The following is a 26,924-nucleotide window of genomic DNA, read 5'->3' as shown; positions in this document are numbered from 1 at the left end:
ATCGACATCAACCTAGAGGTAGAGATAATTATATAAGAACAGGCTTCGGGTGCATCTCTACTAATTAGACCTCTTGCAAAAAAAATCTATGTTATAATTAAAGGCTTTGAATTTGAGACATGAGAGCTAACTCATAATTGTAAAGTGCTGACAACAAATTACAACGGAGATCATAACGGCGGCGACGGTTTCGATAACGACTTGACAAAATCTTGAAAACTTTGAGACTCCTATTAACATTTTCAATTACTATTCGCTTCTGGGCTAAGGCTCGATTGTAGTCTTTTTCTAAAAGAGAAAGCTTCCCATTTTTTGGTTTCTTTTTAGGAGTATAACTATGAGAGTGATAATCTTTTATCCCTTGATAGCCACTATCTTGTAAACTATCTATCTCAGAATGGAAATGAACATTGTTTTTTTTGAACAAGCTGAAATCGTGGCAATAGTCCAAAATTTAGGCAAATAATCTGTGCCGGTTTCTTGATTAATGACCACTTGCATTTTTAGGGTGTGGTATTTTTTCTTACCTGAGTGATATTTTTTTTTTGACGTTCTATAGATGTTTCTGTGACATCCATTACCACAGCTTTGCTGATGCCCACAACCTTAGAACAATGCTTTTTTCCCAGGAATACCAAACTTTCCCGTTTTCATTAAAGTTGATTCAATATTAGTGACAATTCGGCAAATCGTTGATTCAGATACCCCCCAATTTGTCCCTATATCCCACATTCTGCACTTCAATAGCACTACCAAATATAGTATATTGCTACCAGAGCTGACTAAGTAAAAAATACTTAGACAGTTGAGGCAAAAAAAGTGAGACAATCAAAAAAACGTCAAAAATATTATCTAGCTAAAAAAATGCCCCCTACTTCAGAAATAAAAATCAAAAATATCGATCACTGAGGAATAGTAGCTGAACTAATTGATGAGATAGGAAGATTTGAAATAATCAACGATAAATTAGGAATAAATGTTCGGAAAAAAATCTTAGCGGGTATATTAGTGAAAGCTATTTTAAATCAATGGATTAGGGTTTGTATCAAGACCGTTATATTTACTCAGTCAATTTTTTGAAGACAAAGGAATCGAAACCTTGTTAGGTGCTGGAATAAAAGCGGATTATATAAATGACGATAAAATTGGAAGAGTCATGGATAAATTATATAAATATGGATTGAAAAAGCTATTTATGGAAATCGTATTATCCGTAATAAAAAAGTTTAAAGTATAACCAAAATATGCTCATTTAGATGCTCCATTATTAATGTAAATGAAAGCATCCATTGGTTTGTATTCTCGTTAGCTGTGTTGAGCGATCGCCAACTGCCTAATCATGCAATTAGCCCGATCGCAGGCTGGTATAGTTTTTGCGTCAAGCAGGCACAAGTGATTCAGACGGAGAATTGTTTCACTTCCCGCACTTCCCGCACTTCCCGCACTTCCCGCACTTCCCGCACTTCCCGCGCTACCTGTATCTGACTATCTTCGTCTGCAACCAAAATGCTCCTACTGCGATCCTGACCGATTTTTCTCCCCCTGCTTCTTTGGTAAGTATGTGCGTTAGGAGTTGACAATAATCTTAAATACTGTTAAATATTCTCAATTAGACTTCACGAATTTTCAGAAATGTCAAGCCCTAACTCACACATTATCATAATTTATGTTTATCATTCAGCATATTATGTTTGATAAAAGTTATAAATAAATTTCTAAAAATCTTGAGAATGCTGAAAAATGTTGGTATATTGGCCTATGGAATCTTGTATTTAAAGAGTTGTGGAAGCTGGCCCTGTCAGAATCCGAACATTGACAGCGCCCATGCGATCGAGGTAGATCCCAGCCCGAGGAAATGCTGATTGATGGCATCTGCTCGCTAGATCGAAACAAAATAAATGCAAAAGAATAGTAAGAGTGTTAAAAAAAGTGACAGTCTTCTTATAAGATTTGTAGGTTCATCATTGATAGCAAGCTCAACCCGCAGTTGGTAGCTTGTTTCCGGTGATGTCGGGGAGCCAGCCAGGATGTCACCAACCCATCCATAAAGGAGATCGATCGGGCATGAGTTTTTCAAATATTTCGGCGACGCAAAGACAACAACAAGAAGAAGCTCTCAAAAAAGTCCTGGCGATCGGTTTGTTAGCCTCAACCTTACTGCACGGCGTGGCGCTGCCCTTACTTCTGGCGTTGGTCAAACCTGCTGAATTTGCAGAGGATGCCATTGAAATTGTTGTGCTTGATGAGCCTAAAGTAGAGGAAACCAAGCCAGAGCCGGTTATTCCAGAAAAGATATCTCCCCCACCTGAGACGTTCAAACCAGAACCGCCACCAGAGCCAACTCAGCCAGAAAAGCCACCGGTAGCGGCAACGCCCCCACCGATTCCAGAGGAACCCCCGGTAGCAGCAACGCCCCCGCCGATTCCAGAGGAACCCCCGGTAGCAGCAACGCCCCCGCCGATTCCAGAGGAGCCACCGATGGCGGCAACGCCCCCGCCAGAGATTAAGAAAGAGTTGCCTTTAACGGAAACTTTGCCGCCACCACCTCCTCTGGAGCCTTCCCCCCCGCCTCAACAGGATTTCAATCCCCCAGAAACTGCCAAAACCCCGATCGCCAACGAATCAAACGATCCGTTACCCGATCCTCCAAAAATCGATCGCCCCAGCACAACGGCGAGCCAGGAACCCCCTCAGAGCGAACCACCTGTTACCGCTTCCCGCCCCAAAGGCGCTGGAAGTTCGACAGACGTTACAAAAGATGCTGAAAATCCCAACTCCTCCGACAGCCCTGAAAAAAATAAGCCGCTCTCGCCATCTGCTTCGGCGGGTAGCGAGGGGCCTTCCGATGAGCCATTTGCGGCCGGTTCCGGGCGAGATCCCGTGCGCCAAACAGGCTCGCCAGTCACAGCTACTAAGCCAGGAGGCGGTGGCAATTCTGGAAATGCGATCGGAGGTGTAGGAAACCTCGCCTCCTCGGGTAGCCCGGTCGGAAGTGCATCGAACTCATCAGCCGATGGAGGTGGAAATGGTGGCGGGGGTTCCTCAGAGCCATTTGGCGGCGGTTCTGGGCCAGTGCCAAAACCGACAAATCCAAGCAAAGGCGGGAGTCCTTCGCGCCCTTCCGGCCCGCCTCCCGGCACTTGCATTAGCTGCGGTAAACCTGAATATCCGAGCACAGCCAGAAAGGAAGGGCGGCAAGGCATAGTAAAAGTCATGTTTGACGTTGACCCCAACGGTAAGGCATTCAACATCGCGATCTTGACTTCGAGCAATCACGACGACTTCGATCGCGCAGCGATTAAAACAGTAGAAAAATGGAAATTTGCCTCATCAGATAGTGGCATTCAAGGAAAAACAGCATCCATTACCTTCCGCCTCAATGACTAGGGATTTTTTAAAGACTCTAGCAATTTGGCTGGGAATTCTATAGCACCGTCCCAGGAATAGCAAAGTTAAAAGTTAAATTTTTTGTGAATTATGAATTTGGGAATGTCGTCAGCAATATTAAGTAAACTTCAGCGAGTTGGACTCGCTCTATTACTTGGTTCCAACTTGGGAATGGCTCTGTTGTTTGTCAACCCTGACAGCGCAATGGCAGGAGTAATTACTCTACCCGATGGCGGGCGTTGTGAGGGAGAATTGAGCGAGGGAAAACTCAGCGGGCCTGGTCTCTGCCAGTATGCCAATGGCGATCGCTACGAAGGGCAATTTCTCAACGGCCAACCTCACGGTAAGGGAACCTACACCTTTAAAGAAGAAGGTCGATATCAAGGAGAATTTGCCGGCGGGCAATTCAACGGTCAAGGTGTCCGCGAATTTGCTAACGGCAACCGCTACGAAGGAACTTTTAAAGACGGTGAATTCGACGGTACAGGTACTTTTACTTCCACTAACGGCATTCGTTATGAAGGCTCTTTTACCAATGGTTCTCCCAGCGGTCGGGGGGCTTTTACGTTCAGTGATGGCACTCGTTGCGAAGGAGATATTAAAGAAGGCAAAGTTAACGGTAAAGGAGTCTGTCAATATGCTAATAAGAACCGCTACGAAGGAGAGTTGTTGAGTAACTTGCCTCACGGACAGGGAACCTATACTTTTGCTGAAGGAGGCCGTTATGAGGGGCAGTTTAGTGAAGGGCAATTTCACGGCAAAGGGGTTCGCGAATATCCGAACGGCAACCGCTATGAAGGAGAGTTTGTCAAGGGCAACGCTCAAGGTCAGGGGTTGTTAACTTTTAAAGAAGGGGGACGTTATCAAGGGCCGTTCGAGAATGGAGAATTTAATGGTGAGGGGGTCCGCGAATTTGCTAATGGCAATAACTATAAAGGCATTTTTGTCAAGGGTAAGATGAGTGGGAAAGGAGTTTATATTTTTGCCAATGGCGATCGCTGCGAAGGCGAATTTCGCGAGGGTCAGTTCAGTGGCCAAGGTACTTGCATTTACGCCAATGGCGATCGCTATCAAGGTGAATTCCTCAACGGGCAAAAACACGGCCAAGGTTCTTATCTATATGCAGACGGAACGAAGGTAGAGGGAAATTGGCAACAGGGGCAGCTTCAAAAATAACCTTATAAAAGGGATTTAAATCCTCGAGGTTTTGTTCGTGCAGCTTGTTGAAAATGCTGCTATGTTTCAGTTTAACCCTAGCAAATTAATTTCCAGTGTTTATACAACTAAAAAAACAAGGCCGACGGATTGTCTCCTTATTAATGAGTTTTGTTTTAGTTTTGCTCCTCAATAATGGGGTTCAATCCGCACCTGAAACCGGCACTCAAATTCTTTGGGATACCTATGGAATTCCACACATTTACGGAGAGAATACTAAAAGCCTTTTCTACGCTTTTGGCTGGGCGCAGATGCAAAGTCACGGTAATCTGATTTTGCGTCTTTACGGGCAAGCTCGCGGGCAAGCTGCCGAATTTTGGGGCGAAGATTATCTGGAATCCGATCGCTGGGTGCAAACTATGGGAATTCCCAATCGCGCAAACGCTTGGTATGAATCACAAAATCCCAGTTTCCGCAACTATCTTGATGCTTTTGTTGGCGGAATGAATGCCTATGCAAAAGAACACCCAGAGGCGCTCACCGAAGAATTAAAAATAGCATTGCCCCTCAAACCGGCAGATGTATTGGCACACGAGCAGCGTGTCATCAATTTTACTTTTGTAGTCGATCCAGAGCGCGTTGAAAATCTCACTGAAAATCACACCCCCAAAGGCTCTAATGGTTGGGCGATCGCTCCTTCCCATTCTCAAAGCGGCAATGCCATGCTATTGGCAAATCCTCACCTTCCTTGGTCTGATTTATATTTATGGTACGAAGCACAACTGATTGCCCCAGAAATTAACGCTTACGGAGCGACTCTCGTCGGATTTCCTGTATTAACGATCGCCTTTAATGACAACTTGGGATGGACTCATACTGTCAACACTCACGATGGCTGGGATGCCTATGAATTGTCCCTTGCTAACGATGGCTATCGCTTCGATGGCGAAGTCCGAAAATTTGACAGAGAAGAGAAGGTTTTAAAAGTCAAAGAAAAGAATGGAAATTTGCGATCGGAATCTCTAGTAGTGCGGCGTTCTGTTCACGGGCCGATTCTCACAGAAAAACAGGGCAAAGCGATCGCCCTGCGCGTTGTCGGACTCGATAAACCAGCAGCCCTTCAGCAGTGGTGGGATATGGCGCGGGCCAGGAATTTCAATGAATTTGAGGCTGTTTTAAAGCGCTTAGAAATTCCCATGTTTACCGTCATGTATGCCGATCGTGAGGGGCATATCATGCACTTGTTTAACGGTCAAGTCCCCATTCGCAAAAAGGGAGATTTTAAATACTGGTCAGACACAATCCCAGGCGATACGTCAGAGACTTTATGGAGCAAAAATCATCCCTATGCGGATTTGCCGCGCGTTGTCGATCCGCCCAGCGGTTGGTTGCAAAATACCAACGATCCCCCTTGGACGACGACGTTTCCCAAGGCGATCTCACCTGATAATTATCCCGCCTACATGGCACCGCGCGGCCCGATGGATTTGCGATCGCAGCGATCGGCAAAAATGCTCTTAGAAGATGAAAAAATCTCTTTCGATGAATTGATGCAATACAAACATTCCACTCAGGTAGAACTCGCCGATCGCCTCCTCGATGATTTAATTCCCATAGCACGGCAAGCCAGTGAAAAAGCTCGCCGCGCTGCGGAAGTTCTCGCGAATTGGGATCGCAAAGTCGATGCTAAAAGTCGTGGTGCGGTGCTGTTTGCCTTTTGGAAAAAAGCGATGAATGCTAATGAGTTATTCGCCAAACCTTGGAGCGAAGATGCGCCACTAACTACGCCAGACGGGTTGGCAAATCCTGCGGAGGCGGTGCGGGTGTTGGAAGCGACAGCAACCAAAGTTGAGGCAACTTATGGCGCTTTAGATGTGGCATGGGGGGAAGTCTTCCGATTGCCTGGGGAGGCTAATTTGCCGGCAAATGGAGCTGACGGTGCTTTGGGTGTATTTCGCTCAGTATGGTTCGCTCCACGGAAAGACAATCGCTTTCAAGCGGTTGCGGGCGATTCTTTTGTCGCCACGATTGAGTTCTCGAATCCGGTGAAAGCGATGGCGCTAAACAGTTACGGCAACGCCAGTCAACCTGGTTCGCCCCATACCAGCGATCAGTGGCAGTTCTTTGCTCGCAAGGAATTGCGGCCTGTATGGCGATCGCGATCGGAAGTTGAAGCTCACCTGAGTTCGCGCCAAAAACTCTAGCAGAAGGCAGAAGGCAGAAGGAAGAAGGAAGAAGTTAAAAGACTTCTGTGCGCCGTTTCCCCTTGATATCGTTTCCGGTAGCATCGGAATTATTCCTCTCTGTATTCTCTCCCTCTGCGTTCTCTGCGCCCTCTGCGGTTAAATCATTCCGATGCTACCGGAAACGATATTAGCCCTCGCGCAGCAGCCGACAAGCATACCCACCGACTGCAACGAGCAATAATCCCAGCGACGAGATAGCGTATAACAAAGCCATGCCAGCACCGGCACCTGTCCCCAGAATTCCGCCAAAAATAGCTGCTAAAAAACCTCCCGGTTGCATGGCGGGTTCAAAGACGCGATCGGCAAGTGGCCCTGCGATCAATAAACCGATCGCTGAGGCCAATTGCACGATGACTGCTCTGGTAGCAAAAACACGCCCCTGTACCTCTGGTGCAACTTCCGCCAGCCAAATCGCCTCGTTGGAACTGCCGAGGATGGGGAAATTGAAAGACGAACAAAATTGAGCGGGAATCCAGATAGAAAGCGCCTGACCGAAACCAAAGACTATTTTACTCAAGCCCGCGCCTGCCATGCCTAGCAGAAAGCCTCGGATTCGGCGTTTGGGGCCGCCCCAAATACTGACGAACAATGCTCCTAAAACGCCACCTGCGCCGGCGGCGGAAAGGATAGTACCGAGGATTCTCGTATTATTGCCGGTGCGTGCCAGAATCATCGGTGAGTAGAGGGCCGCGCCGATGTCGTGAGCGAACCAGAATAGCGAAACCAACACCAGCAAGGCAAGCAGGCTGGGACGATGGACGATGTAGCGGAATCCGAAGCTGAGTTCTTGCCAAAAGTGGTGGCGAGTCGGCTGGGGATTGGAGGCGATATTGCTCCGCAATGCTGGCGCGATCGCGGGCTGGGGTATTTTCACACATACTAGCGTGGCGATCGCGATTGTAAAAGTTGCCAGGTCGATCGTAAAAATCCCGCCGGGCCCGATCGCAGAATAGAGAATCCCTGCCAACGTCGGAGCAATAATACTCGCGCCATAATTTGCCAAAAAACTTAAACTGCTAGCGCGGCTGTAATGCTTTTCTGGCATCATTGTGGCGATGGCTGCTGAGTAAGCTAACTGCTGAATTTGGTCAAAAATTCCGTTAATCGCACTCGCTACATATAAATGCCATAGTTGCAGGTTGTGGCTGATATAAAGTAATAGGATAGCGAGCGTTAACAAAGCTGAAACCGTATCGCCGATCGCCATCAAAAATTTTCGATTCCAGCGATCGACGAGAATGCCAGCAACCGGAGCAAGCAAGATGCGCGGCAATTGAGTAAAAAACATCAACAAAGCCAAAGCCGTCGCTTGATGGGTAGACTCCCAAATCCAAATAGTCAGCGCAAACCCGGACATAGCGCTGCCAATCATCGAAGCAGTTTGTCCAAGCCAAAGTAGAATAAATTTTTGCATTAAATAGGCAATTGATAGGATTTAAAATTCTGAGGATAGGGTTTTTTAGACAGGAGAATGATATCAAATCCTCTCTTCATCGGAATAGTAAGTTCGAGTTCGCTGTTGACTGTTAACAGTGAACAGTCAACCGTCAACAGTCAACATCATTCCGGTGTTACCGGAAATGATATGATACCCGCATCAAACAGCACATCGCCCTCGTTAAAACCAAGGCCATTGTTGACTAAGTGGAGATAATTCTTCATATTGCTGCCTCGCCTCCTTGCGGTAAAATTTCGCCAAATGCCGCTGCCGCCACATCATTGCGCCCGTCATAAACAGTACGATTGGTGCTAATCCTGCGATCGCATTTACCAGCCGCAAGTAAATTCCGCCATAGCTGCCAATATGTAGCGGATAAAGCGAGTTGAGAATTCGATTTGCGACAGAAGCCGAATTTACACTATCAGCCTGCAATATTTCGCCACTGTATTGGTCGATATAAATCGTGCTAATCCCGTTTGGGTGCGGGTCATTAGGAAATTTTTTCCTTACTTTAAAAGTTGCTTCAGGTGTCAAAGGCAAAGAAATAAAAGTGGTTTTAGCTTCCGGCCAAACAATACTCACTTGCTGTAATATTTCATCAAGTTTTTGCCTCGAACTGCTAGAGTTGGGATGAGAAGTCAATGCTGGCTGGGGCTTTTCATTGGTTAGCCAATACAGAGTAGATTCAACCGGCACGTAAAAAATTATCGCTGTCCCTGTAGCAGAAATGAGGATGAGAAAAGCAACCGATACAATCCCCGAAACGTTATGTAAATCAAAGACAGTCCGCTGCCAGTGAGCTTTCCAATTAATCGAAAATCCGCGACCCAAATTACGCCAACCAGTCCACAATGCCAAGCCCGTAAAAGTTATTCCTAGCATTACTAAACCGCAAATACCCACAACAAAATGACCGAATTCTCCTCCGGCTAATTCCGCGTGTAACGTAAAAATAAAACCTGTAAAAGTTTCTTTTTCAAAGTGCGTACCCGTAATTTCTCCGCTGTAAGGATTGACATAAACGTTAACTACTTCCTCACTTTTTGAAAGCATCGAAACTTGGCAAACTTCCTTCGCCGAGCGCGGCAGCAAGATACTAAGAGCCTGATTTTGCGGATAAGCTTTTTCGACAAGTTGCAGGACATTTTCCAGCGGTATCCGTTCGGCTTGAGGAATTACTTGCAGGAGTTGGGGATTGAATAACCGCTCGATTTCGGGACTAAAAACCAGCAAGCTACCCGTTAAAGCAATTACTGCTAAAAATATTCCTACCACCAACCCCAAATACAAGTGCAGTTTAAATGCGAGTTTGCGGAACTTCATCTCGAATTTTTCCTCGAAGCCGTTAACTGTTCTAATTAAGGTAAAACCGATAGTCAGACAGGGAATGAATTCCCTGTCTTGGGATATTGAATCTACCTCATAAACCTGCATCTGCTGTAACTACCAGTTAAGGCGGTAATTAACACTGAGAGTTAAACCTCTCGCTGCATAATTAGAGCTGTCTGAGCCAAATCCAGCTAAGTATTGCGACAGCACAGGAAAATATTGATTGTTCAATAAATTCTCAACTTTGACTTGTAGTTCGCCCAATCCAATTTTCACCGAGCTGATGTAATCTAACGTGAGATAGCTGCTAATCGGGCCGCCATCCGAGCCGTCTTTGAATGCCCGATCGCGATTTCCAGAATATAAGAACTGTAACCGATTGTTCCATCCCGGCAAAGTTTCATTTTGCAGATAAGCTGTTAGCTTGAGCGGTGGAATTCGGCTGCTATCGAGGGCGAGAGAACGGCCATTGTCGTCGTCATATTCACCTTGAATATAAGTAGCAGTACCGCCGAGCGACCATGCTGGTGCAGGTTGCCAATCCACAGTTCCTTCTAAGCCGTAAATACGTTCTGGGGCGCGGATTAGTTCCAGGCGGCCTGTGTTGCCAACTGGTTGAAAATTCACTCCTAAATCGGAGGTATTGTAAAAAGCAGCAAGCGACATTTGCACCGATTGCCATCCTCCTCGAATGCCAATTTCGTAGTTGTTGACTTTTTGCGGTTGAGTTACCTCTAAAGAAGATTCAATTCCGACAAAATTGTCGGGGGGTTGGCGGAGGATGCGACCGAAATCGGGAACTGAGAAACCTTGAGAAAAGTTGCCAAATACGTTGAAGTTGTTATTTAGTTTATAGACAGCTCCTGTATTAAATAGGGTGGCGTTAAATTTGCGATCGCCTCCTTGGATCTGGCGATCGTTAAAAGTGGTATAATCATCGACTTCTAACCCGATGCGTTCGTGACGTATCCCGCCACTTAGAATGACGATATCGTCAATATTCCATTCCAATTGACCGAAAAGGCCAAGGCTGTTGTAAGTGTAAGGAGGAACGAAAGGACGCTCGGAGATTTTCCGGTAAACCCGGCCGCCACTTGTGTCAAATCTCTCCGGGTCGTACAGGTCGAAACGCTGTCTGCTATCTTCAGTAACATAGTCAGAACCCCAAGTTAATCGCAGATTTTCGGCACGGGATAAAGGAGTGACGATCGCCAATCTACCTCCTATCTGTTCGTTCTCGCCTCGCGATCGAGTAACGCCGAGAAATGGCCCGAAGAAATCGGACGTGCGGTAATCAGAGGGAACACCTACATTGGAATTAGTTCGATAGTAGATTTGACTTTGAAGGCTGCTGCCAAAAAGGTTTTGGTTGGTGTAACTTAGGTTGAGCTGTGTACTTTTATTTCCCGGTGTTTCCCCGTCGATATCCAAATTTCCGGTGCGGATGGCGCGGGCTTTTTGCCGTCCTTCCCGATCGTCAACGCTAAAATCTTGGATCGCATTGGGATCTTGGGTTTCCCGATAGTGATTGACAGTTAGTTGCAGCCGCTGTTGGGTGTCCAAATCTACCCCGACTTTGCCCATCACGTTGAAGAGGGTGCTGCTATCTCCGCCGAGTTCAAAAAAGGGAATACGATCGCCTTTGGCATCGTAAAAAGCTCCACTTCTGGCGATCGAGACAGTGCCGGTGAAATCGAAATTGCCACTTCGGCCAGAAATCGTCTGCTGAGCGTTAAAGCTTAGAGCATCTTCTGTATTTGTTAAAGCGCTACCGACGCCCACTTCAGTAACAGCAGTTAGCCTTTCCTCAGTTGGCCGGCGAGTAATAATATTAATCACGCCACCCGTAGCCTGAGCACCGTAGATTGCGGTAGACCCCCGCACTACCTCAATGCGTTCGATCGCACTGGGATCGATGTTTCTAAATTCTCTGCCAAAAGATTGAAGATTAGTTGTTTGCGGCACGCCGTCAATCAGAACGGAAACGTCGCGCCCCCGCAAAGTTTGTCCATAAGTGCTGGTTTGTTGAGTCGGAGGCGCGAAACCGGGAACCTGATTTGCCAGAGCTTCCCCGATATTTCTCGATTGCCCTACCTGCTGCTGAAGTTCTTCTGAGTCTACCACTGTTATAGAGCGCGGCACGTTTGTCACTCTTTCTGCGGTTCGCGTTGCAGTAACGACGATTTCAATCGAGTCTCTCCCCACCTGTGGCGTTATAGCGGGTGGCTGCGCTGTCGGCGGTAAGGGTTCTCCTGGCGTTCCTGGTGGCTGCGCTGTCGGCGGAAAGGATTCTCCGGGCGTTCCTGGTGGCTGCGCTGTCGGCGGAAAGGATTCTCCGGGCGTTCCTGGTGGCTGCGCTGTCGGCGGTAAAGGTTCTGCGGGTATCTCTACTGGCTGCCCTGTCGGTGGTAAGGGTGCTGCAGGTGTCCCTGGCCGCTGTGTTGTAGGAGCCGGTGCAGGCGGGCGAGCAGTCATCTCCGAGCTGGGTTTTAAGCCCAGAATCAGACCCGCAGTGTTAGGAATCACCCGTGCTACTGGTTGACCCCTCTCGCCAATCACTTTGATGCGGATGGTGTTGTTATCTAAAGGAGTAACGGTGACAGAAGCAATTCCCGCAGCCGGTTTGTCTTGACGAAACTCATTTCCCCCCGGTAGTCGCAGTTGAGCGGTGATGACATCAGCTTGTAAAGTTTTGCCAAAGCTGGTGCTGAAGACTTGCAGGGGTCTTCCATCTTCAGTGTCTAGGATGATTTCGATGCCTTCTGACGTGGGGTTGAGGCGAACTGCCGTCACCTGCGCGATGGTGGAAGCGCACGCCGACTGAGCGATTAACGCTGGCACGACTCCTGCCAGCCCGAGGCTGCTTAATAATTTCTGCGATCTGTTCATTACTCTTGAATCAACAATTAATGGAACTTCGGATATGTGGTTGGCGTTGCTTGCACAACCTGATTTGTGGCAGCGTGGCTGCTTTTCTCTGGCTATTGAAACTGACTTGCCGAAGATCCTGCCCAGTTTTCGGGCGCATTTCGAGCCGATTCTCCCGTCGCTAGGGGATTTGTCTGGGAATGCAGGAGGTGCGTGAGGACAAAAGCCTCAGTCCGGTGGCGCCTTTGGGCGAGTTGCCACAGTGGGCGCGTTCCTCGGTTAAAGGCAGTAGTCGCTGGACACTTAATGAGAAAGTGCCTTAATTAGATAACAGAGTCCTTGCATCTGTCAAGAGCTAACTAATGCAAATTAATTGCATTTTATATTGGTGTGCGACCCTTCTATCTAGTTGGGGACTACTTGCCTATTATGGTTAACGGTAAGGTCTTGACAAACGATCGCCTAAAATGCTATAGCAAGAGCTAGAAAAGATTCTCATATAGGAAATGACGGGAGTCAATAAAATACCTCAACGACTCTTGACAATAGATATCATCTAGTCTACTATCTTTAAAGTCGATAGTCGTAAAGTCCCTGAAGCTGATGTCGAAGCTGGCTCGGACTGAAAATTGCCCCGGAGTCATTCGATTTGAGATTTTAGATTTGAGATGCTTTCGATTGACCCCACGAATCAATTCGGGGGCTTGAGGATTTGAGATTCCAGATGCTCCCGATTGATTCCACGGATCAATCAGGTGGCGGGTACCACCTTTGAAATTCGCTTGTCATTGCCGAACAGGGCGATCGACAACAAAACGTGAAAACAAGCGCTAATACCGGGATTGAAGACTCAAACGCGCTGATGGGAGACTCGTAACGCCTGACAACTGTTCACAGAAAGTCTATGTGGCAAGAATTTGGCGGAACTGGTTGGCGTACTGCAAACAAGATTTATTAGGTGAAAAGAATCGATGAGTGACGCAAGCATTAAGGGAAACCAACTCACCGAAAGTTGTACCAATTTGGTGGAACTCCTACAAAACAGAGCGCTACACCAACCAGAGCAGAAATATACATTTCTGTTAGACGGAAAAACTGAAACCGCCAGTTTGACTTACCGACAGTTAGATGCGATCGCCCGATCGCACGCCGTGCGACTTCAGACATTGGGGCTGACTGGCGAACGAGCCTTACTGCTTTTCCCACCAGGATTAGACTATCTCGCCGCCTTTTTTGGATGTTTGTACGCCAAAGTGATCGCCGTTCCCCTCTATCCGCCGAAGCTGAAGCGGAATTTAGGGAAAATTAGTGCGATCGCCAAAGACGCAGGAGCAACAGTTGCGATCGCTCCCACACGACACCTGGAAAATTTAGAGCAGCTATGCGATCAAGCGCCGGAACTCAAAGGGCTGCACTGGCTGACAGCAGAGGCGCTTGCCGATGACGGCGAAAAATGGCAGCAGCCACCCATCCATCCCGACGAAGTGGCTTATCTTCAGTACACTTCCGGCTCAACCTCCACCCCCAAAGGCGTAATGGTGAGCCACGCCAACGTTTTGTATAACATCGAATACATTCACCGAGGCTTTCACCACGATGCCGAAAGCGTTGCGGTAACGTGGCTTCCCCCCTTTCACGACATGGGGTTAATTGACGGATTGCTCAAACCTTTGTATCTGGGAATTCCCTCTTACTTCATGCCGCCAGCCGCGTTTATTCAGAACCCGATGTGCTGGTTGGAAGCGATTTCGCGCTACAAAGCTACCCACAGTGGCGGGCCAAATTTTGCTTACGACTTGTGCGCTAGCAAAATCAGCAAAATCTTGGATCGCCAAAAAACGCTCGATTTGAGTAGTTGGCGCGTCGCCTATAACGGCGCAGAACCCATCCACAAAGAAACCCTAGAGCGATTTACCAAAGCTTTTGAGCCCTGCGGTTTTCACGCCGATGCGTTTTGTCCTGCTTACGGAATGGCAGAAACCACCCTAAAAATTGCCACGGTTCGCAGCGGGACAACACCGACTTTCTTAGCTGTTGATGCTGGGGCGCTGGAAAATAATCATATTGTAGAAGTTTTGGAAGGCGAAGGGGGCGCGAGAACTTTAGTCGGCTGCGGTTTCCCGGAATTTGGGACTAAAGTTGCGATCGTCAATCCCGAATCTCTGACGCAATGCCAGCCGCAGGAAGTCGGAGAAATTTGGGTAGCTGGCGAAACAGTTGCGCGAGGCTATTGGAATCGCCCAGAAGAGACAGAAAAAACCTTTCAAGCATATCTTTCAGATACCCGCGAAGGGCCATTTTTGCGAACCGGAGATTTAGGCTTTTTGCGCGACGGAGAACTGTTTATTACAGGGCGACTCAAAGATTTGATTATCATCCGAGGTCGCAATCTTTATCCCCAAGATATAGAAAGAACATCAGAGCGCAGCCATCCCAGTTTGCGGCAGGGGGCGATCGCGGCATTCTCGGTGGAAGTCGCAGGCGAAGAACAGCTCGTTATCGTGCAAGAATTACAATCTCGCAAAGCGCCGGATAATACCGAGGAAATTATCAGCGCCATCCGCTCCAGCATTGCTCAAGAATATGAAGTACAAGCCTATGGAGTAGCGCTGATCAAACCCGGAAGCATTCCAAAAACTACCAGCGGTAAAATTCAACGTCGCGCCGCCTATGCAGACTTTCTAGCTAACAAATTGGAAGTTGTCGCGAGTAGCATTTTAGAGATATCTGATTTTGTTGAAATAGAGAATCGCCTGACGCGAGAAAATCTGCTGACAGCCGAGTTAGAACAACAGCAGTCGCTGCTTGAGGCTTATCTTTGGCAGCAGGTAAACCGCCGGGGAGTGAATTCCCCGGCTAATAGCCAAAGTCTGCTACAGCCTACTGAAGAGGAATCTTCAACCCACTTCAGTGCCAGCGGGAAAACACAAAATATTATCGATCGACCACTCAGTAGCTTTGGACTAGATTCTTTAAGAATTTTTGAGTTAAAAAATCAAATTGAGAGTGACTTGGGCGTTACTGTATCGGTTGCCGATTTGTTTGAGGATAGGAGCATTGCTCAACTAGCAGAGAAAATTCGAGAGCAGCTAACAGGAAATACCAAGGCAGTCGTCATTAAGCCAGTTTCTCGATCGCGCCATCTTCCCCTGTCTTTTGCCCAAGAGCGCTTGTGGTTCTTCGACCAATTGGAACCAGGAAACCCCTTCTACAACCTCTGCGGTGCAGTTCGGATTACAGGACAACTCAATGCAGAAACGCTCAGACAAAGTATTGAGAAAATTATCGAGCGGCACGAGGTTTTAAGAACTGCTTTTGCTGGTGGAGAAAAAGCCCAAGTACAAGTTATTTCTGATGCCAAAAGTTTCCCATTGCCGCTGATAGATTTGAGCGATCGCTCCCCGGAGAAATGCGAAAAAGCAGCGCAAAAACTGTCGTTGCAAGAAGCACAATCGCCCTTTGATTTGACTCAGCCAAATCTGCTCCGCGCCAAGCTTCTGCGCCTATCTAAAATGGAACACACCCTGCTCTTGTCCGCCCACCATATCATTTTTGATGGGTGGTCTTTAGGCGTATTTTTACGGGAAATAGCTGCATTTTATGAAGGATTATCTAATAAGAATTTAGCCGCGATTCCACCGCTGCCAATTCAGTATGCAGACTTTGCAACTTGGCAGCGCCAACAAATGCAGGGAGAAATATTAGAAACTCAACTTACTTACTGGAAGCAGCAGTTAAGTGGCAGCACAGCAGTTCTAAATTTACCAACAGACTTTTCTCGTCCCGCTGTTCAAAGTTACAAGGGAGGTCGGCAATTATTTGAATTGCCAGAGCAGTTAACCGAGGCAATTAGGCAATTGAGTCGCCGCGAAAAAACTACTGTATTTATGACATTGCTGGCAGCATTCAAAACACTGCTTTACCGCTACACGGGACAAGAAGATATCCTCGTCGGTTCACCAATTGCCAACCGCAACAGCAGCGAAATCGAATCATTGATTGGATTTTTTGTCAATACTTTAGTCCTGCGGACTGACTTAAATGGAAATCCCACTTTTCGAGAGTTGCTGAGTCGAGTGCGAGAGGTTGCATTAGGCGCTTACGCGCATCAAGATGTACCGTTTGAGAAGTTGGTAGAAGAATTGCAGCCGAATCGAGATTTAAGTCACTCGCCTTTATTCCAGGTGATGTTTGCCTTTCAAAATGCCTCTGAATTCGCCTTAGAATTGCCGGGTTTAAGCCTGAACTGCCAACAGATTCACAGCGGCACAGCAAATTTCGATTTAACGCTGGAATTAGAAACGACAGCAACAGGTATTAGAGGGTGGTTTGAATACAGCATAGACTTATTTTCACCGACCACTATTGCGCGAATGGCAGGACACTTTCAGAACTTATTAGAAAGTATCGTTGCCAATTCTTCCGCACGACTGTCAGATTTGCCCATGCTTGCAGAAGCAGAACGCCAGCAACTACTCTTTGAGTGGAATAATACTGGGATAAATTACTCCCAAAATGGGTGCGTTCACCGTTTGTTTGAAGTGCAGGCTGCGAAAAACCCTGATGCTGTTGCGGTGCAATTTGAATGTCAAAGTTTTACATACAGAGAACTCAATAATCGCGCGAATCAACTTGCCCATTACTTGCTCTCTTTAGGCGTAAAACCAGATGCGATTGTCGGCGTTTATATGGATCGATCGCTCGATGCGATCGTCGCAATTTTAGGCGTATTAAAAGCAGGTGGCGCTTATTTACCTCTCGATCCGAATTATTCCAAAGAACGTCTTAATTTCATGTTAGAAGACGCTGGAGTTCAGGTACTGCTAACGCAAACGCAATTAGCAGCAAACTTACCAGCGCAGAAGATTACTGTGATTTGCTTGGATGCAGAATGGGAGAAAATTTCTCAACAACATCAGTCAAATCCTGATAGCGCCGTTTCGCCAGAAAACCTAGCTTATATCATATATACATCCGGGTCTACCGGCAAGCCAAAAGGGGTTATGGTGCAGCATCACTCTTTGGCGAATTATACCCAGGCTGCAAGTGTCGAATATGGCATTGAAGCGAACGATCGCATTCTTCAATTTGCTTCCCTCAGCTTCGATGTCAGTGCTGAAGAAATTTATCCCTGTTTAACGCGAGGCGCAACTCTGGTACTGCGCGAAAATTCCATGTCAGACAGTATTTCTTCCTTCCTACAAAAGTGCCGGGAGTGGGAAATCACCGTCCTGAATTTGCCGACAGCTTACTGGCACGAATTCACAGCCATGCTCAGTACCAAAACCCAAGAATTTCCCCCGTCAGTGCGCTTGACAATTATTGGTGGAGAAGCAGCGCTTCCAGCGTCGCTAGATCGGTGGCAAAAGTGCGTATCAGAAAAAGTGCGGCTTGTTAATGCTTATGGCCCCACAGAAACAACGATTTCCGCGACGTGGTGCCAGTTATCAGCAAATATTTCTACTGCAAAATCTCTGCCGATTGGTCGTCCAATTCCAAATGCCCGCACCTATGTACTCGATGCTAATTTGCAACCTGTTCCGATCGGAGTTCCCGGCGAACTTTATATCGGAGGTGCAGGGGTTGCGAGAGGATATATCAACCGTTCAGAGTTGAATCGAGAAAAATTTATTCCCGATCTTTTTAGCAAAGTGCAAGGCGATCGCCTTTACAAAACAGGCGATTTAGTCCGATATCTCCCCGATGGGAATTTAGTATTTCTCGATCGCACCGATCGCCAAGTAAAAATTCGCGGTTTTCGCATAGAGTTGGGAGAAATTGAATCCACGCTCAGCCAACATCCAGACGTGCAAGAAGCCGTCATTTTGGCGCGTGACGAAGATTCAGCCGGAAAGCGCTTAATCGCCTACCTCGTTTTAAATTCAGCAGTCAGCATTGACAACTCTGCACGGATTAAAAATCTGCGCTCTTTTCTCCAGAAAAAACTGCCCGATTATATGGTTCCTGCCAGTTTCATGTTTTTAGAAGCGATGCCACTGACACCAAACGGCAAGGTAGATTTTAAGGCACTTCCCGCACCGGAAACTAACAGTTCAGATGCGGATTTTATCGCTCCTCAGACTTTAGAAGAACAAGTATTAGCTGATATTTGGGCGGAGGTTCTGGGTTTAAAACAGGTGGGAATCAATGACAATTTCTTTGAGTTGGGAGGTCACTCTTTGTTAGCAACTCAACTAATTGCCAAGGTGCGCGATCGCTTTCAAGTCGAGCTATCGCTGCGCTGTCTATTTCAATCCCCCACAGTCGCTAGTCTAGCAGCGACGATCGCACAAGCTCAGAGCCAGCAGTCGCCCGAACCCCTGATTTCACTGCCCGCGATCGCCCCCGATGCTCAAAATCGCTACCAACCCTTTCCGCTCAACGAAATGCAGCAGGCGTACTGGATCGGGAGAAATAGCTTCTTTGAAATGGGCAATGTTGCGATTCACGGTTATGTAGAAATTGAGAGCGACGAGTTAGATTTAGAGCGGTTTAGCCTCGCGTGGGAGCGAGTTGTAGAGCGTCACGATATGCTGCGGGCGATCGTCCTTCCGAATGGACAGCAGCAAATTCTGGAAAAGGTACCCGCTTATAAAATTGAGGTTTTGGATTTGCGATCGATCGCTCCAAAAGTTGCCGGCGAACAACTCGAAGCAATCCGCGATCGCCTTTCCCACCAAGTGCTACCGCTCGATCGCTGGCCGCTGTTCGAGATTTGCGCTTCCAAAATTAATAAGCGCCGCATCCGCCTCCACATCAGCATTGACGCCTTGTGCATAGACGGTTGGAGTTTTCAAATTTTGTTTGGCGATTTGGTAAAGTTTTACCGCAATCCCCATACTACGATCGCCCCCTTGCAACTTTCTTTCCGCGACTGCGTGTTAACCACGATCGCCTTAGAAAAATCCCCACTTTACCAGCAATCCTTAGATTACTGGCGAACTCGTCTCAAAACCCTGCCACCAGCGCCGGAATTGCCCCTCGCCAAACACCCGAATTCCTTAACACAGCCGCGATTTAAACGCTGGAGCGATCGCTTAGATTTCTCAACTTGGCAGCGACTCAAAACGCGCATAGCTCGCGCCAGCCTCACTCCTACGGGTTTATTGCTCGCCGCCTATGCGGAGGTGCTTTCCCTGTGGAGCAAAACACCTCGGTTTACCCTCAACGTGCCGCGCTTTAATCGCCTTCCCCTGCATTCTCAAGTTGAGGAGATTATTGGAGAATTTGCCTCATTTACTCTGCTAGAAATAGATAACTCCAAGCAAGAAAGTTTTGAAGTACGAGCCAAGCGACTGCAAGAACAGCTTTGGCAAGATTTAGAACACCAATATGTTAGCGGTGTGCGCGTTTTGCGAGAACTCGCCCAAGCGCAAGGTACAACGGCAGCGTTGATGCCGGTCGTGTTTACGATCGATCCGCAAAACGCGCCAGGGGAAGATACTTCTATCTTCTCTCTCATTCAAGAATTGGGAGAATTGGTGCACATTATCGGTCAAACTCCGCAAGTTTGGATCGACGCGCAATTTACCGAAACTGCCCAGGGGCTGTCTTTTAGCTGGGATGCGGTGGAAGAACTCTTCCCGCCAAGACTGATCGATGAGATGTTTGATGCCTACTGTCGCCTATTGCAAAGCCTCGCTAATGAAGAGGAAACTTGGCAGAAAACGGTGCAGTTTCAGCAAGCTTTTACTAACGGCATCGAAGCACCCATTCCCGATGCACTGCTGCACGAATTGTTTGCTGAGAAAGCCGCGTCGCGATCGCACGAACCCGCTGTCATTACGCGCGATCGTACCCTCACCTACGAGGAACTATACCGGCGATCGAATCAAGTCGCTCACCGATTGCGGAAGCTGGGAGCTCGCCCTAACCAGTTGGTTGCCGTGGTTATGGAGAAAGGATGGGAGCAAATCGTCGCTGTGCTGGGAATTCTCGCATCCGGGGCAGCTTATTTGCCCGTAGATGCGGCGCTACCAAAAGAGCGGCTGTGGTATTTGCTGGAAAATGGCGAAGTTGAGATTGTTTTGACGCAATCTCAGTTAAATCAGCGATTGGAATGGCCGGAAAATGTGCGGCGAATTTGTCTCGACACTGAGGAATTAGCAACAGAAAGCGGCGAAGCTTTGGAGTCGGTGCAGGAAGCGGAAGATTTAGCGTATGTGATTTATACTTCGGGCTCAACTGGCTTGCCGAAAGGCGTGGCGATCGCGCACCGAGGTGCAGTCAATGCGATCGCTCAAACGAACCAAGTGTTTAATGTGACCGAGTGCGATCGCGCGATCGCAGTCACCGCACTGCACCACGATATGTCCGTTTACGATATTTTCGGCATCCTAGCAGCCGGGGGTGCGATCGTCATTCCCGATGCCACACAACGGCTAGACCCCGCTCACTGGGCGCAATTGATGGTAAAAGAGCGCGTCACCATTTGGAACTCGGTTCCCCCGATGATGGAAATGCTGCTCGATTACGCTGGCGGACGTTCTGAAGTGTTGCCCGATTGCTGGCGCTGGGCGTTTCTCGGCGGAGATTGGATACCGGTGACGCTGCCCCAGAGGTTAAGGGCGATCGTCCGTGACTGTCGCGTTGTCAGTGTCGGCGGGCCAACCGAAACTACCCTTTGGAATATTTGGTATCCGGTAGAAACTGTTGATTCTTCTTGGAAGAGCATTCCCTACGGATCGCCGATCGCCAATACACGCTATTACATTTTGAATGAAAGGCTCGAAGACTGTCCCGTCTGGGTTGCCGGCGAGATGTGCTGTGCGGGAGTTGGGCTGACAAAAGGATACTGGCGGAATGAAGAAAAAACTCGCGCCAGTTGCCTCACGCACCCCGTCACGGGCGATCGCTTGTACCGAACGGGAGATTTAGGGCGCTATTTGCCGGATGGCAACATCGAATTTTTAGGGCGAGAAGATTTCCGCCTTAAAATTCGAGGATTTCGCATCGAAGCAGGAGAAATTGAAGCTGCTTTGAACGAGCACCCAGCAGTCAAAGCATCCATTGTCACCGCATTCGGAGAAAATCACAGTCAAAAGCGCTTAGTAGGGTATATTGTTCCCCAACAAAATGCTGTCCTTGCGACTGAAGAATTGCGCCAATTCCTGAGAGAAAAACTGCCCGATTATATGGTGCCGTCTGCATTGATAATTCTGGACGCGCTGCCACTTTCGGCGAACGGCAAAGTTAACCGTAAGGCTCTGCCCGAACCGGATGCTGCAATTCCAGAAGCCAAGAATTTTGTCGCGCCTCGCACTCCTATTGAGGCAATGTTAGCGAGAATTTGCTGTGAGGTTCTCGGCATTGAGCAGTTAAGTATTACCGATAACTTTTTTGAACTAGGAGGAAATTCGCTGCTGGCAATTCAATTAGCAGCAAAGATACGAGAATCTTGTCAGATAGAGTTGCCTTTGTGCGATATTTTTGCAGGGCGATCGCTCGCCGTACTTGCAGAAAAGATTGCTGAAGCCAAAAACCAAAATGCGGTCGTTGAAGAACCCGCGATCGTTCCCGTTTCGCGATCGGCGTACCGCAGGTCACTGTCATCTTTGCGCTAACCACAATTCAGTGATGAGTCATGAGTTAGCAGCCAATAATATCAAATCCGGTAGCATCGGAATTAATATTACCCACAGCCAGGACACGGCAGTGCCGTGTCCCTACAATTAATCGCGGTAGGGAAACGGCACTGCCGTGTCCTCTATATTATTCCGGTGCTCATAACCAATCCCCAAATATCTGCTGCAATCCCAATTACCAATTACCAGCTACTAATCCCATGACGGTGCATTTTTCCGAAAAACCTCCAACAGATACTCGCGACTCTGCGAATACTTCCGAAGAAGAAGTATTTGCATTTCCCACCTCTTTTGCCCAGCAAAGACTGTGGTTTATCGATCAATTAGAACCGGGAAATCCTTTTTACAATCTTCCGGCGGCTGTCTTACTGAAAGGCAAGCTAAATGTAGTAGTGCTAGAACGAAGTTTCAAGGAAATTGTGCGCCGTCACGAAGCTTTGCGAACGACATTTGCCACTGTAGACGGTCAACCTGTGCAGGTGGTTGGTGAAAATTTTAATTTCGGACTGCAACTTTTAGACTTGCAAAAATTGTCCGAAATTCAACGAGAAGCGGAAGTCAAAAAACTGGCAGCAGCAGAAGCTAGCAAACCTTTTGACCTCACCAAAGGGCCGCTGTTGCGAGCTAATTTGCTACAGTTAGATGCTGAGGAATATGTCTTGCTGCTGACGCTGCACCACATTATTTTTGATGGCTGGTCAATCGGAGTCTTTCTGCAAGAATTAGCAGCACTTTATGAAGCGTTTTCGATTGGCAAACCATCCCCACTTCCCGAACTTCCCATCCAGTACGCCGATTTTGCTATTTGGCAGCGGGAATGGCTGGCGGGCGATTCCGTGGGGGATAGCTTCGCTTCACGCTTGCAAACTCAACTTAACTACTGGAAAAAGCAGCTCAGTGGCGCTCCCCCCTTGCTGGAATTGCCAGCCGATCGCCCCCGTCCCCCCGTGCAAACCTATCGGGGCGCGAAAGAATCATTGCTCATCCCGAAAACGCTAACGGCAGCCCTCAAAAAGCTCAGCCGCCAGGAAAATGCCACCCTGTTTATGACCCTGTTAGCAGCCTTTAAAACGTTGCTCTATCGCTATACAGGACAGGCAGATATCCCCGTTGGTTCTCCCATCGCCAACCGCAACAGAGCGGAAATTCAAGGGCTAATCGGGTTTTTTGTCAATACTTTGGTATTGCGAACTGATTTGTCAGGCGATCGCACTTTTCGGCAGTTGCTCGATCGCATTCGGGATGTGAGTTTGGAAGCTTACGCTCACCAGGATTTGCCGTTTGAGAAATTGGTTGAAGAGTTGCAACCAGAGCGAAATTTGAGCTACAATCCGCTGTTTCAAGTAGCTTTTGTTTTGCAAAGTGCGCCCGTTGCTGCTGAATCAATTGCCGGACTCAATCTCACTCTTTTAGATATTGAAAATCAGACAGCAAAAGTTGATTTAACCCTGCATTTAGAAGAACAGCAGGAAGAAATTAGCGGTCAGTTTGAATACAGCACAGATTTATTTGATGCAGCCACAATCAATCGGATGGCGGGGCATTTTCTCACCTTGCTGGAGGGCATAGCTGCCAACCCCGATCGGCGGATTGAAGAGTTGCCGTTGCTGGGGGAAAAAGAGCGGCATCAGTTATTAGTAGAGTGGAATGACACCCGCGCCGATTATTCGAGCGATCGCTGCATTCATCAATTATTTGCAGCGCAGGTCGATCGAACTCCCGATGCCATTGCAGTCGTATTTGAAGACCAAAAACTCACCTACCGCGAGCTGAATGAACGAGCCAACCAACTCGCACATTACCTGCAGCATCTCGGCGTTAAACCAGAAGTTTTGGTGGGAATTTGCGTCGAGCGAGCGATCGATACAATTATCGGCATTCTCGGTATTCTCAAAGCTGGTGGCGCTTATGTTCCGATCGATCCAGCCAACCCGCGCGATCGCCTTGCTTTTATACTCGAAGACGCGCAGGTAAATGTGCTGCTGACTGAGGAAAAGTTGTTGCAAACCCTTCCCAAATGCAGCGCCAAAATCCTTTGCCTCGATGGGGATAAAAGTGCTTTGTCCCAACACAGCAAAGAAAATCCCGCCAGCGCCACCACTGCCGAAAATCTCGCCTATATCATCTACACTTCTGGCTCAACTGGCATCCCCAAAGGCGTTTTAGTTTCTCACTCAAACGTCCTCCGCCTGTTTGCTGCTACCCAGTCGTGGTACAACTTCAACGAGCAAGATGTGTGGACGCTGTTTCACTCTTATGCCTTTGATTTCTCAATCTGGGAAATTTGGGGCGCTTTGCTATACGGCGGGCGACTCGCGATCGTCCCTTATGCAGTCAGCCGATCGCCCCAAGATTTTTACAGCTTGCTATGCAAAGAACGAGTCACAGTTCTCAACCAAACTCCTTCTGCATTTTACCAGTTGATAAAAACAGAAGAATCTGTTGGAATTGGCGAAGATTTAAGCCTGCGCTTAGTAATTTTTGGCGGGGAAGCTTTAGACTTGCAAAGCTTAAAACCTTGGTTCGATCGGCACGGCGATCGACATCCCCAACTTGTCAATATGTATGGCATTACAGAAACCACAGTCCACGTCACCTATCAGCCGCTGACTGTCGCTGATTTAAGTAAAAATGCCAGCCTTATTGGCCGTCCAATTCCTGACTTGCAAGTTTACCTGCTCGATCGCAACTGTCAACCCGTTCCGATCGGCATTCCTGGGGAAATTTACGTTGGTGGCGCTGGCGTCGCGCGGGGCTATCTCAATCAGCCAGAATTAACGGCCCAGCGGTTTATTTCCAATCCCTTTAATGACAGTTTGAAAGCGCAGTTGTACAAATCGGGAGACTTAGCTCGCTACCTACCGAATGGCGATATTCAATACTTGGGACGAATTGATCACCAAGTAAAAGTGCGTGGTTTCCGCATCGAATTAGGAGAAATTGAAGCAGCACTAGGACAGCATTCCGATGTGTCGCAGGCTGTAGTTATAGTGCGAGAAGATGTACCAGGAGATAAGCGATTAATAGCTTATATAATTGCTAATTCAGCAGCACAAAATAAGCATTCTATACTGATTCACGAACTACGCTGCTTTCTGAAAGGAAAATTGCCGGAATACATGATACCTGCTGCTTTTGTGACACTGGAGGCGCTGCCTTTAACAAACAACGGTAAAGTCGATCGCAAAGCCCTGCCTGCACCGGAGCGCGATCGCCCAGAACTCGAAGAGGCATTCGCCGCGCCCACCACGGCTATTGAGAAAATCCTGGCAGAAATTTGGGCGCAAGTATTGGGGTTAGAACAAGTTGGAATTGACGACAATTTCTTTGAATTGGGCGGCGATTCTATCCTCAGCATTCAAGTCATTTCTAAAGCCAATCAAGCTGGGTTGCGACTCACACCCAAAAAACTATTTCAATACCAAACTATTGCCCAATTAGCCACCGTAGTCAATACAGACAAATTAAACTTAACTGAACAAGAATTAATCATTGGCGAAGTTCCGCTGACACCGATTCAGCAATGGTTTTTCGAGCAAAATCTCTCCGATCCGCACCACTGGAATCAGGCGGTGCTTTTAGAGTTGCAGCAACCTCTCGAACCTGCATTAATTGAGTCAGTTTTGCAGGAATTGCTGAAGCACCACGACGCGCTGCGCCTGCGTTTTGTGCGAGAAGAATCTGGCTGGCAGCAGGATCTCGCCAATCCCGACGAGGTTGCGACCTTTACCTGCATTGATTTGTCATCGCTACCTTCAGAAAAGCGAGAAGCCGCTTTCCAAACCGCCGCCAATCAGTTGCAAATTAGTTTAAATTTATCCGAGGGGCCATTACTTCGCGCTGCCCTATTTGACTTGGGTCAACATCAGCCAAATCGCTTGTTATTGGCCATTCATCACTTAGCGGTTGATGCTGTTTCTTGGCGAATTTTAATTGAGGATTTCCAGACAGCTTATGGCCAGATTAGCCGCGGCAAAACAGTCGCGCTCCCGCCCAAAACAACCTCATTTAAGCAGTGGGCAGAACGCTTGCAGGAGTGGGCGCGATCGCCCGAATTGCAGGGAGAGTTCGATTACTGGTTCGCCCTTTCTCATCAACCAACTTCTAGCTTGCCAATAGATTTCCCAAACGCAGCGAATTTAGTTGCATCTGAAAAGACAGTATCCGTTGCTTTGAGTGTTGAAGAAACAAAACTGCTCTTACAAGAAGTACCTGCCGTTTACCGCACTCAAATTAACGATGTATTGCTAACTGCTTTAGGTCAAGCATTTGCACACTGGACAGGCAATAACTCACTTTTACTGGACTTAGAAGGTCACGGACGCGAAGATATATTTGAGGGAGTAGATTTGTCGCGCACAATCGGCTGGTTTACAGCAGTTTTTCCTGTCCTGTTAAATTCAGAAAAACATTCCGATCTAGGCTCTGCCCTCAAATTAGTAAAAGAGCAGTTACGTGCAGTACCAAATCGCGGCATCGGCTTTGGTGTCCTGCGATATTTAAACGAAGAAACGGCTAAAAAGATCTCGAATTTGCCGCTAACTGAGGTAAGCTTTAATTATCTCGGACAGTTTGACCAAGTGCTGCCAAAAGCTTCTTTATTAATGCTGTCTTCCGAGCCGAGTGGCCCCCTTCGCAGCCCGCGCGGAAATCGGCGTTACCTACTGGAAATTAACGGCTTTATTGCCAGCGGCAAGCTGCAATTAGATTGGACGTACAGCGAAAGTATTCACCGACGAGAAAGCATTGAAAATTTAGCAACGGGCTTTATAGAATCGCTGCGATCGCTAATTCAATACTGTCTGTCACCCGACGCTGGTGGCTGCACTTTTTCTGACTTTGCAGAGTTTAAGTGGAGCCAGTGGAGCCAGGACGATTTAGATAACATTACCGCAATTTTGGGAGAGCTTTAAT

At 47.7% G+C, this 26,924-nt stretch carries 8 protein-coding genes and 2 pseudogenes; 6 read left to right on the top strand and 4 right to left on the bottom strand.

The genetic code is table 11. From position 1 onward, the window contains the following. Nucleotides 1-97: 97 nt before the first annotated feature. Nucleotides 98-723: pseudogene (locus QUB13_RS23500) on the bottom strand (transposase family protein); the annotation flags it as partial. 189 nt (nt 724-912) lie between these two features. Between QUB13_RS23500 and QUB13_RS23495 the strand changes: the two are divergent. From QUB13_RS23495 to QUB13_RS23480, 4 genes and pseudogenes are all read left to right on the top strand, one after another. Then, a pseudogene (locus QUB13_RS23495) lies at nt 913-1,234 on the top strand (DUF4277 domain-containing protein); the annotation flags it as partial. 830 nt (nt 1,235-2,064) lie between these two features. Beyond that, the gene (locus QUB13_RS23490; protein ID WP_333385503.1) at nt 2,065-3,387 is read left to right on the top strand and encodes an energy transducer TonB; all 1,323 of its coding nucleotides are present in this window, start codon (nt 2,065-2,067) and stop codon (nt 3,385-3,387) included. 102 nt (nt 3,388-3,489) lie between these two features. After that, nucleotides 3,490-4,563, top strand: a complete 1,074-nt coding sequence (locus QUB13_RS23485; protein WP_333385501.1) for a hypothetical protein — start codon at nt 3,490-3,492, stop codon at nt 4,561-4,563. A 95-nt stretch (nt 4,564-4,658) separates the two neighbouring features. Further along, nucleotides 4,659-6,746 carry an acylase gene (locus QUB13_RS23480; RefSeq protein ID WP_333385498.1) on the top strand — a complete coding sequence of 696 codons (2,088 nt, stop codon included), beginning with the start codon at nt 4,659-4,661 and terminating at the stop codon, nt 6,744-6,746. 169 nt (nt 6,747-6,915) lie between these two features. On the opposite strand, the gene QUB13_RS23475 is transcribed toward QUB13_RS23480, so the two are convergent. The 3 genes from QUB13_RS23475 to QUB13_RS23465 form a co-directional block, all read right to left on the bottom strand. Next, nucleotides 6,916-8,202: an MFS transporter gene (locus QUB13_RS23475; protein ID WP_333385495.1), complete on the bottom strand. Its 1,287-nt coding sequence runs from the start codon at nt 8,200-8,202 to the stop codon at nt 6,916-6,918. 204 nt (nt 8,203-8,406) lie between these two features. Continuing rightward, nucleotides 8,407-9,663 carry a PepSY-associated TM helix domain-containing protein gene (locus QUB13_RS23470; RefSeq protein ID WP_333385491.1) on the bottom strand — a complete coding sequence of 419 codons (1,257 nt, stop codon included), beginning with the start codon at nt 9,661-9,663 and terminating at the stop codon, nt 8,407-8,409. A gap of 9 nt (nt 9,664-9,672) precedes the next feature. Continuing rightward, complete coding sequence (locus tag QUB13_RS23465) at nt 9,673-12,447, bottom strand: TonB-dependent receptor domain-containing protein (RefSeq protein ID WP_333385488.1); 2,775 nt, start codon at nt 12,445-12,447, stop codon at nt 9,673-9,675. Nucleotides 12,448-13,397: 950 nt separating this feature from the next. Here QUB13_RS23465 and QUB13_RS23460 point away from each other — a divergent pair. Then, the gene (locus QUB13_RS23460; RefSeq protein ID WP_333385485.1) at nt 13,398-21,989 is read left to right on the top strand and encodes an amino acid adenylation domain-containing protein; all 8,592 of its coding nucleotides are present in this window, start codon (nt 13,398-13,400) and stop codon (nt 21,987-21,989) included. Between the two features lie 221 nt (nt 21,990-22,210). Continuing rightward, nucleotides 22,211-26,923, top strand: coding sequence for an amino acid adenylation domain-containing protein (locus QUB13_RS23455; protein WP_333385482.1), 4,713 nt, complete (start codon nt 22,211-22,213; stop codon nt 26,921-26,923). Nucleotide 26,924: the final 1 nt, after the last annotated feature.

It is taken from the genome of Microcoleus sp. B4-D4, from assembly GCF_036705185.1.
GTDB lineage: Bacteria > Cyanobacteriota > Cyanobacteriia > Cyanobacteriales > Microcoleaceae > Microcoleus.
This window is presented reverse-complemented; position numbering and strand designations above follow the sequence as displayed.

Excerpts from the sequence above, each read along its gene's own strand:
- QUB13_RS23475 (WP_333385495.1), bottom strand. The coding sequence starts at position 8,202 with ATGCAAAAATTTATTCTACTTTGGCTTGGACAAACTGCTTCGATGATT.
- QUB13_RS23470 (WP_333385491.1), bottom strand. The coding sequence starts at position 9,663 with ATGCAGGTTTATGAGGTAGATTCAATATCCCAAGACAGGGAATTCATT.
- QUB13_RS23490 (WP_333385503.1), top strand. The coding sequence starts at position 2,065 with ATGAGTTTTTCAAATATTTCGGCGACGCAAAGACAACAACAAGAAGAA.
- QUB13_RS23485 (WP_333385501.1), top strand. The coding sequence starts at position 3,490 with ATGTCGTCAGCAATATTAAGTAAACTTCAGCGAGTTGGACTCGCTCTA.
- QUB13_RS23455 (WP_333385482.1), top strand. The coding sequence starts at position 22,211 with ATGACGGTGCATTTTTCCGAAAAACCTCCAACAGATACTCGCGACTCT.
- QUB13_RS23465 (WP_333385488.1), bottom strand. The coding sequence starts at position 12,447 with ATGAACAGATCGCAGAAATTATTAAGCAGCCTCGGGCTGGCAGGAGTC.
- QUB13_RS23460 (WP_333385485.1), top strand. The coding sequence starts at position 13,398 with ATGAGTGACGCAAGCATTAAGGGAAACCAACTCACCGAAAGTTGTACC.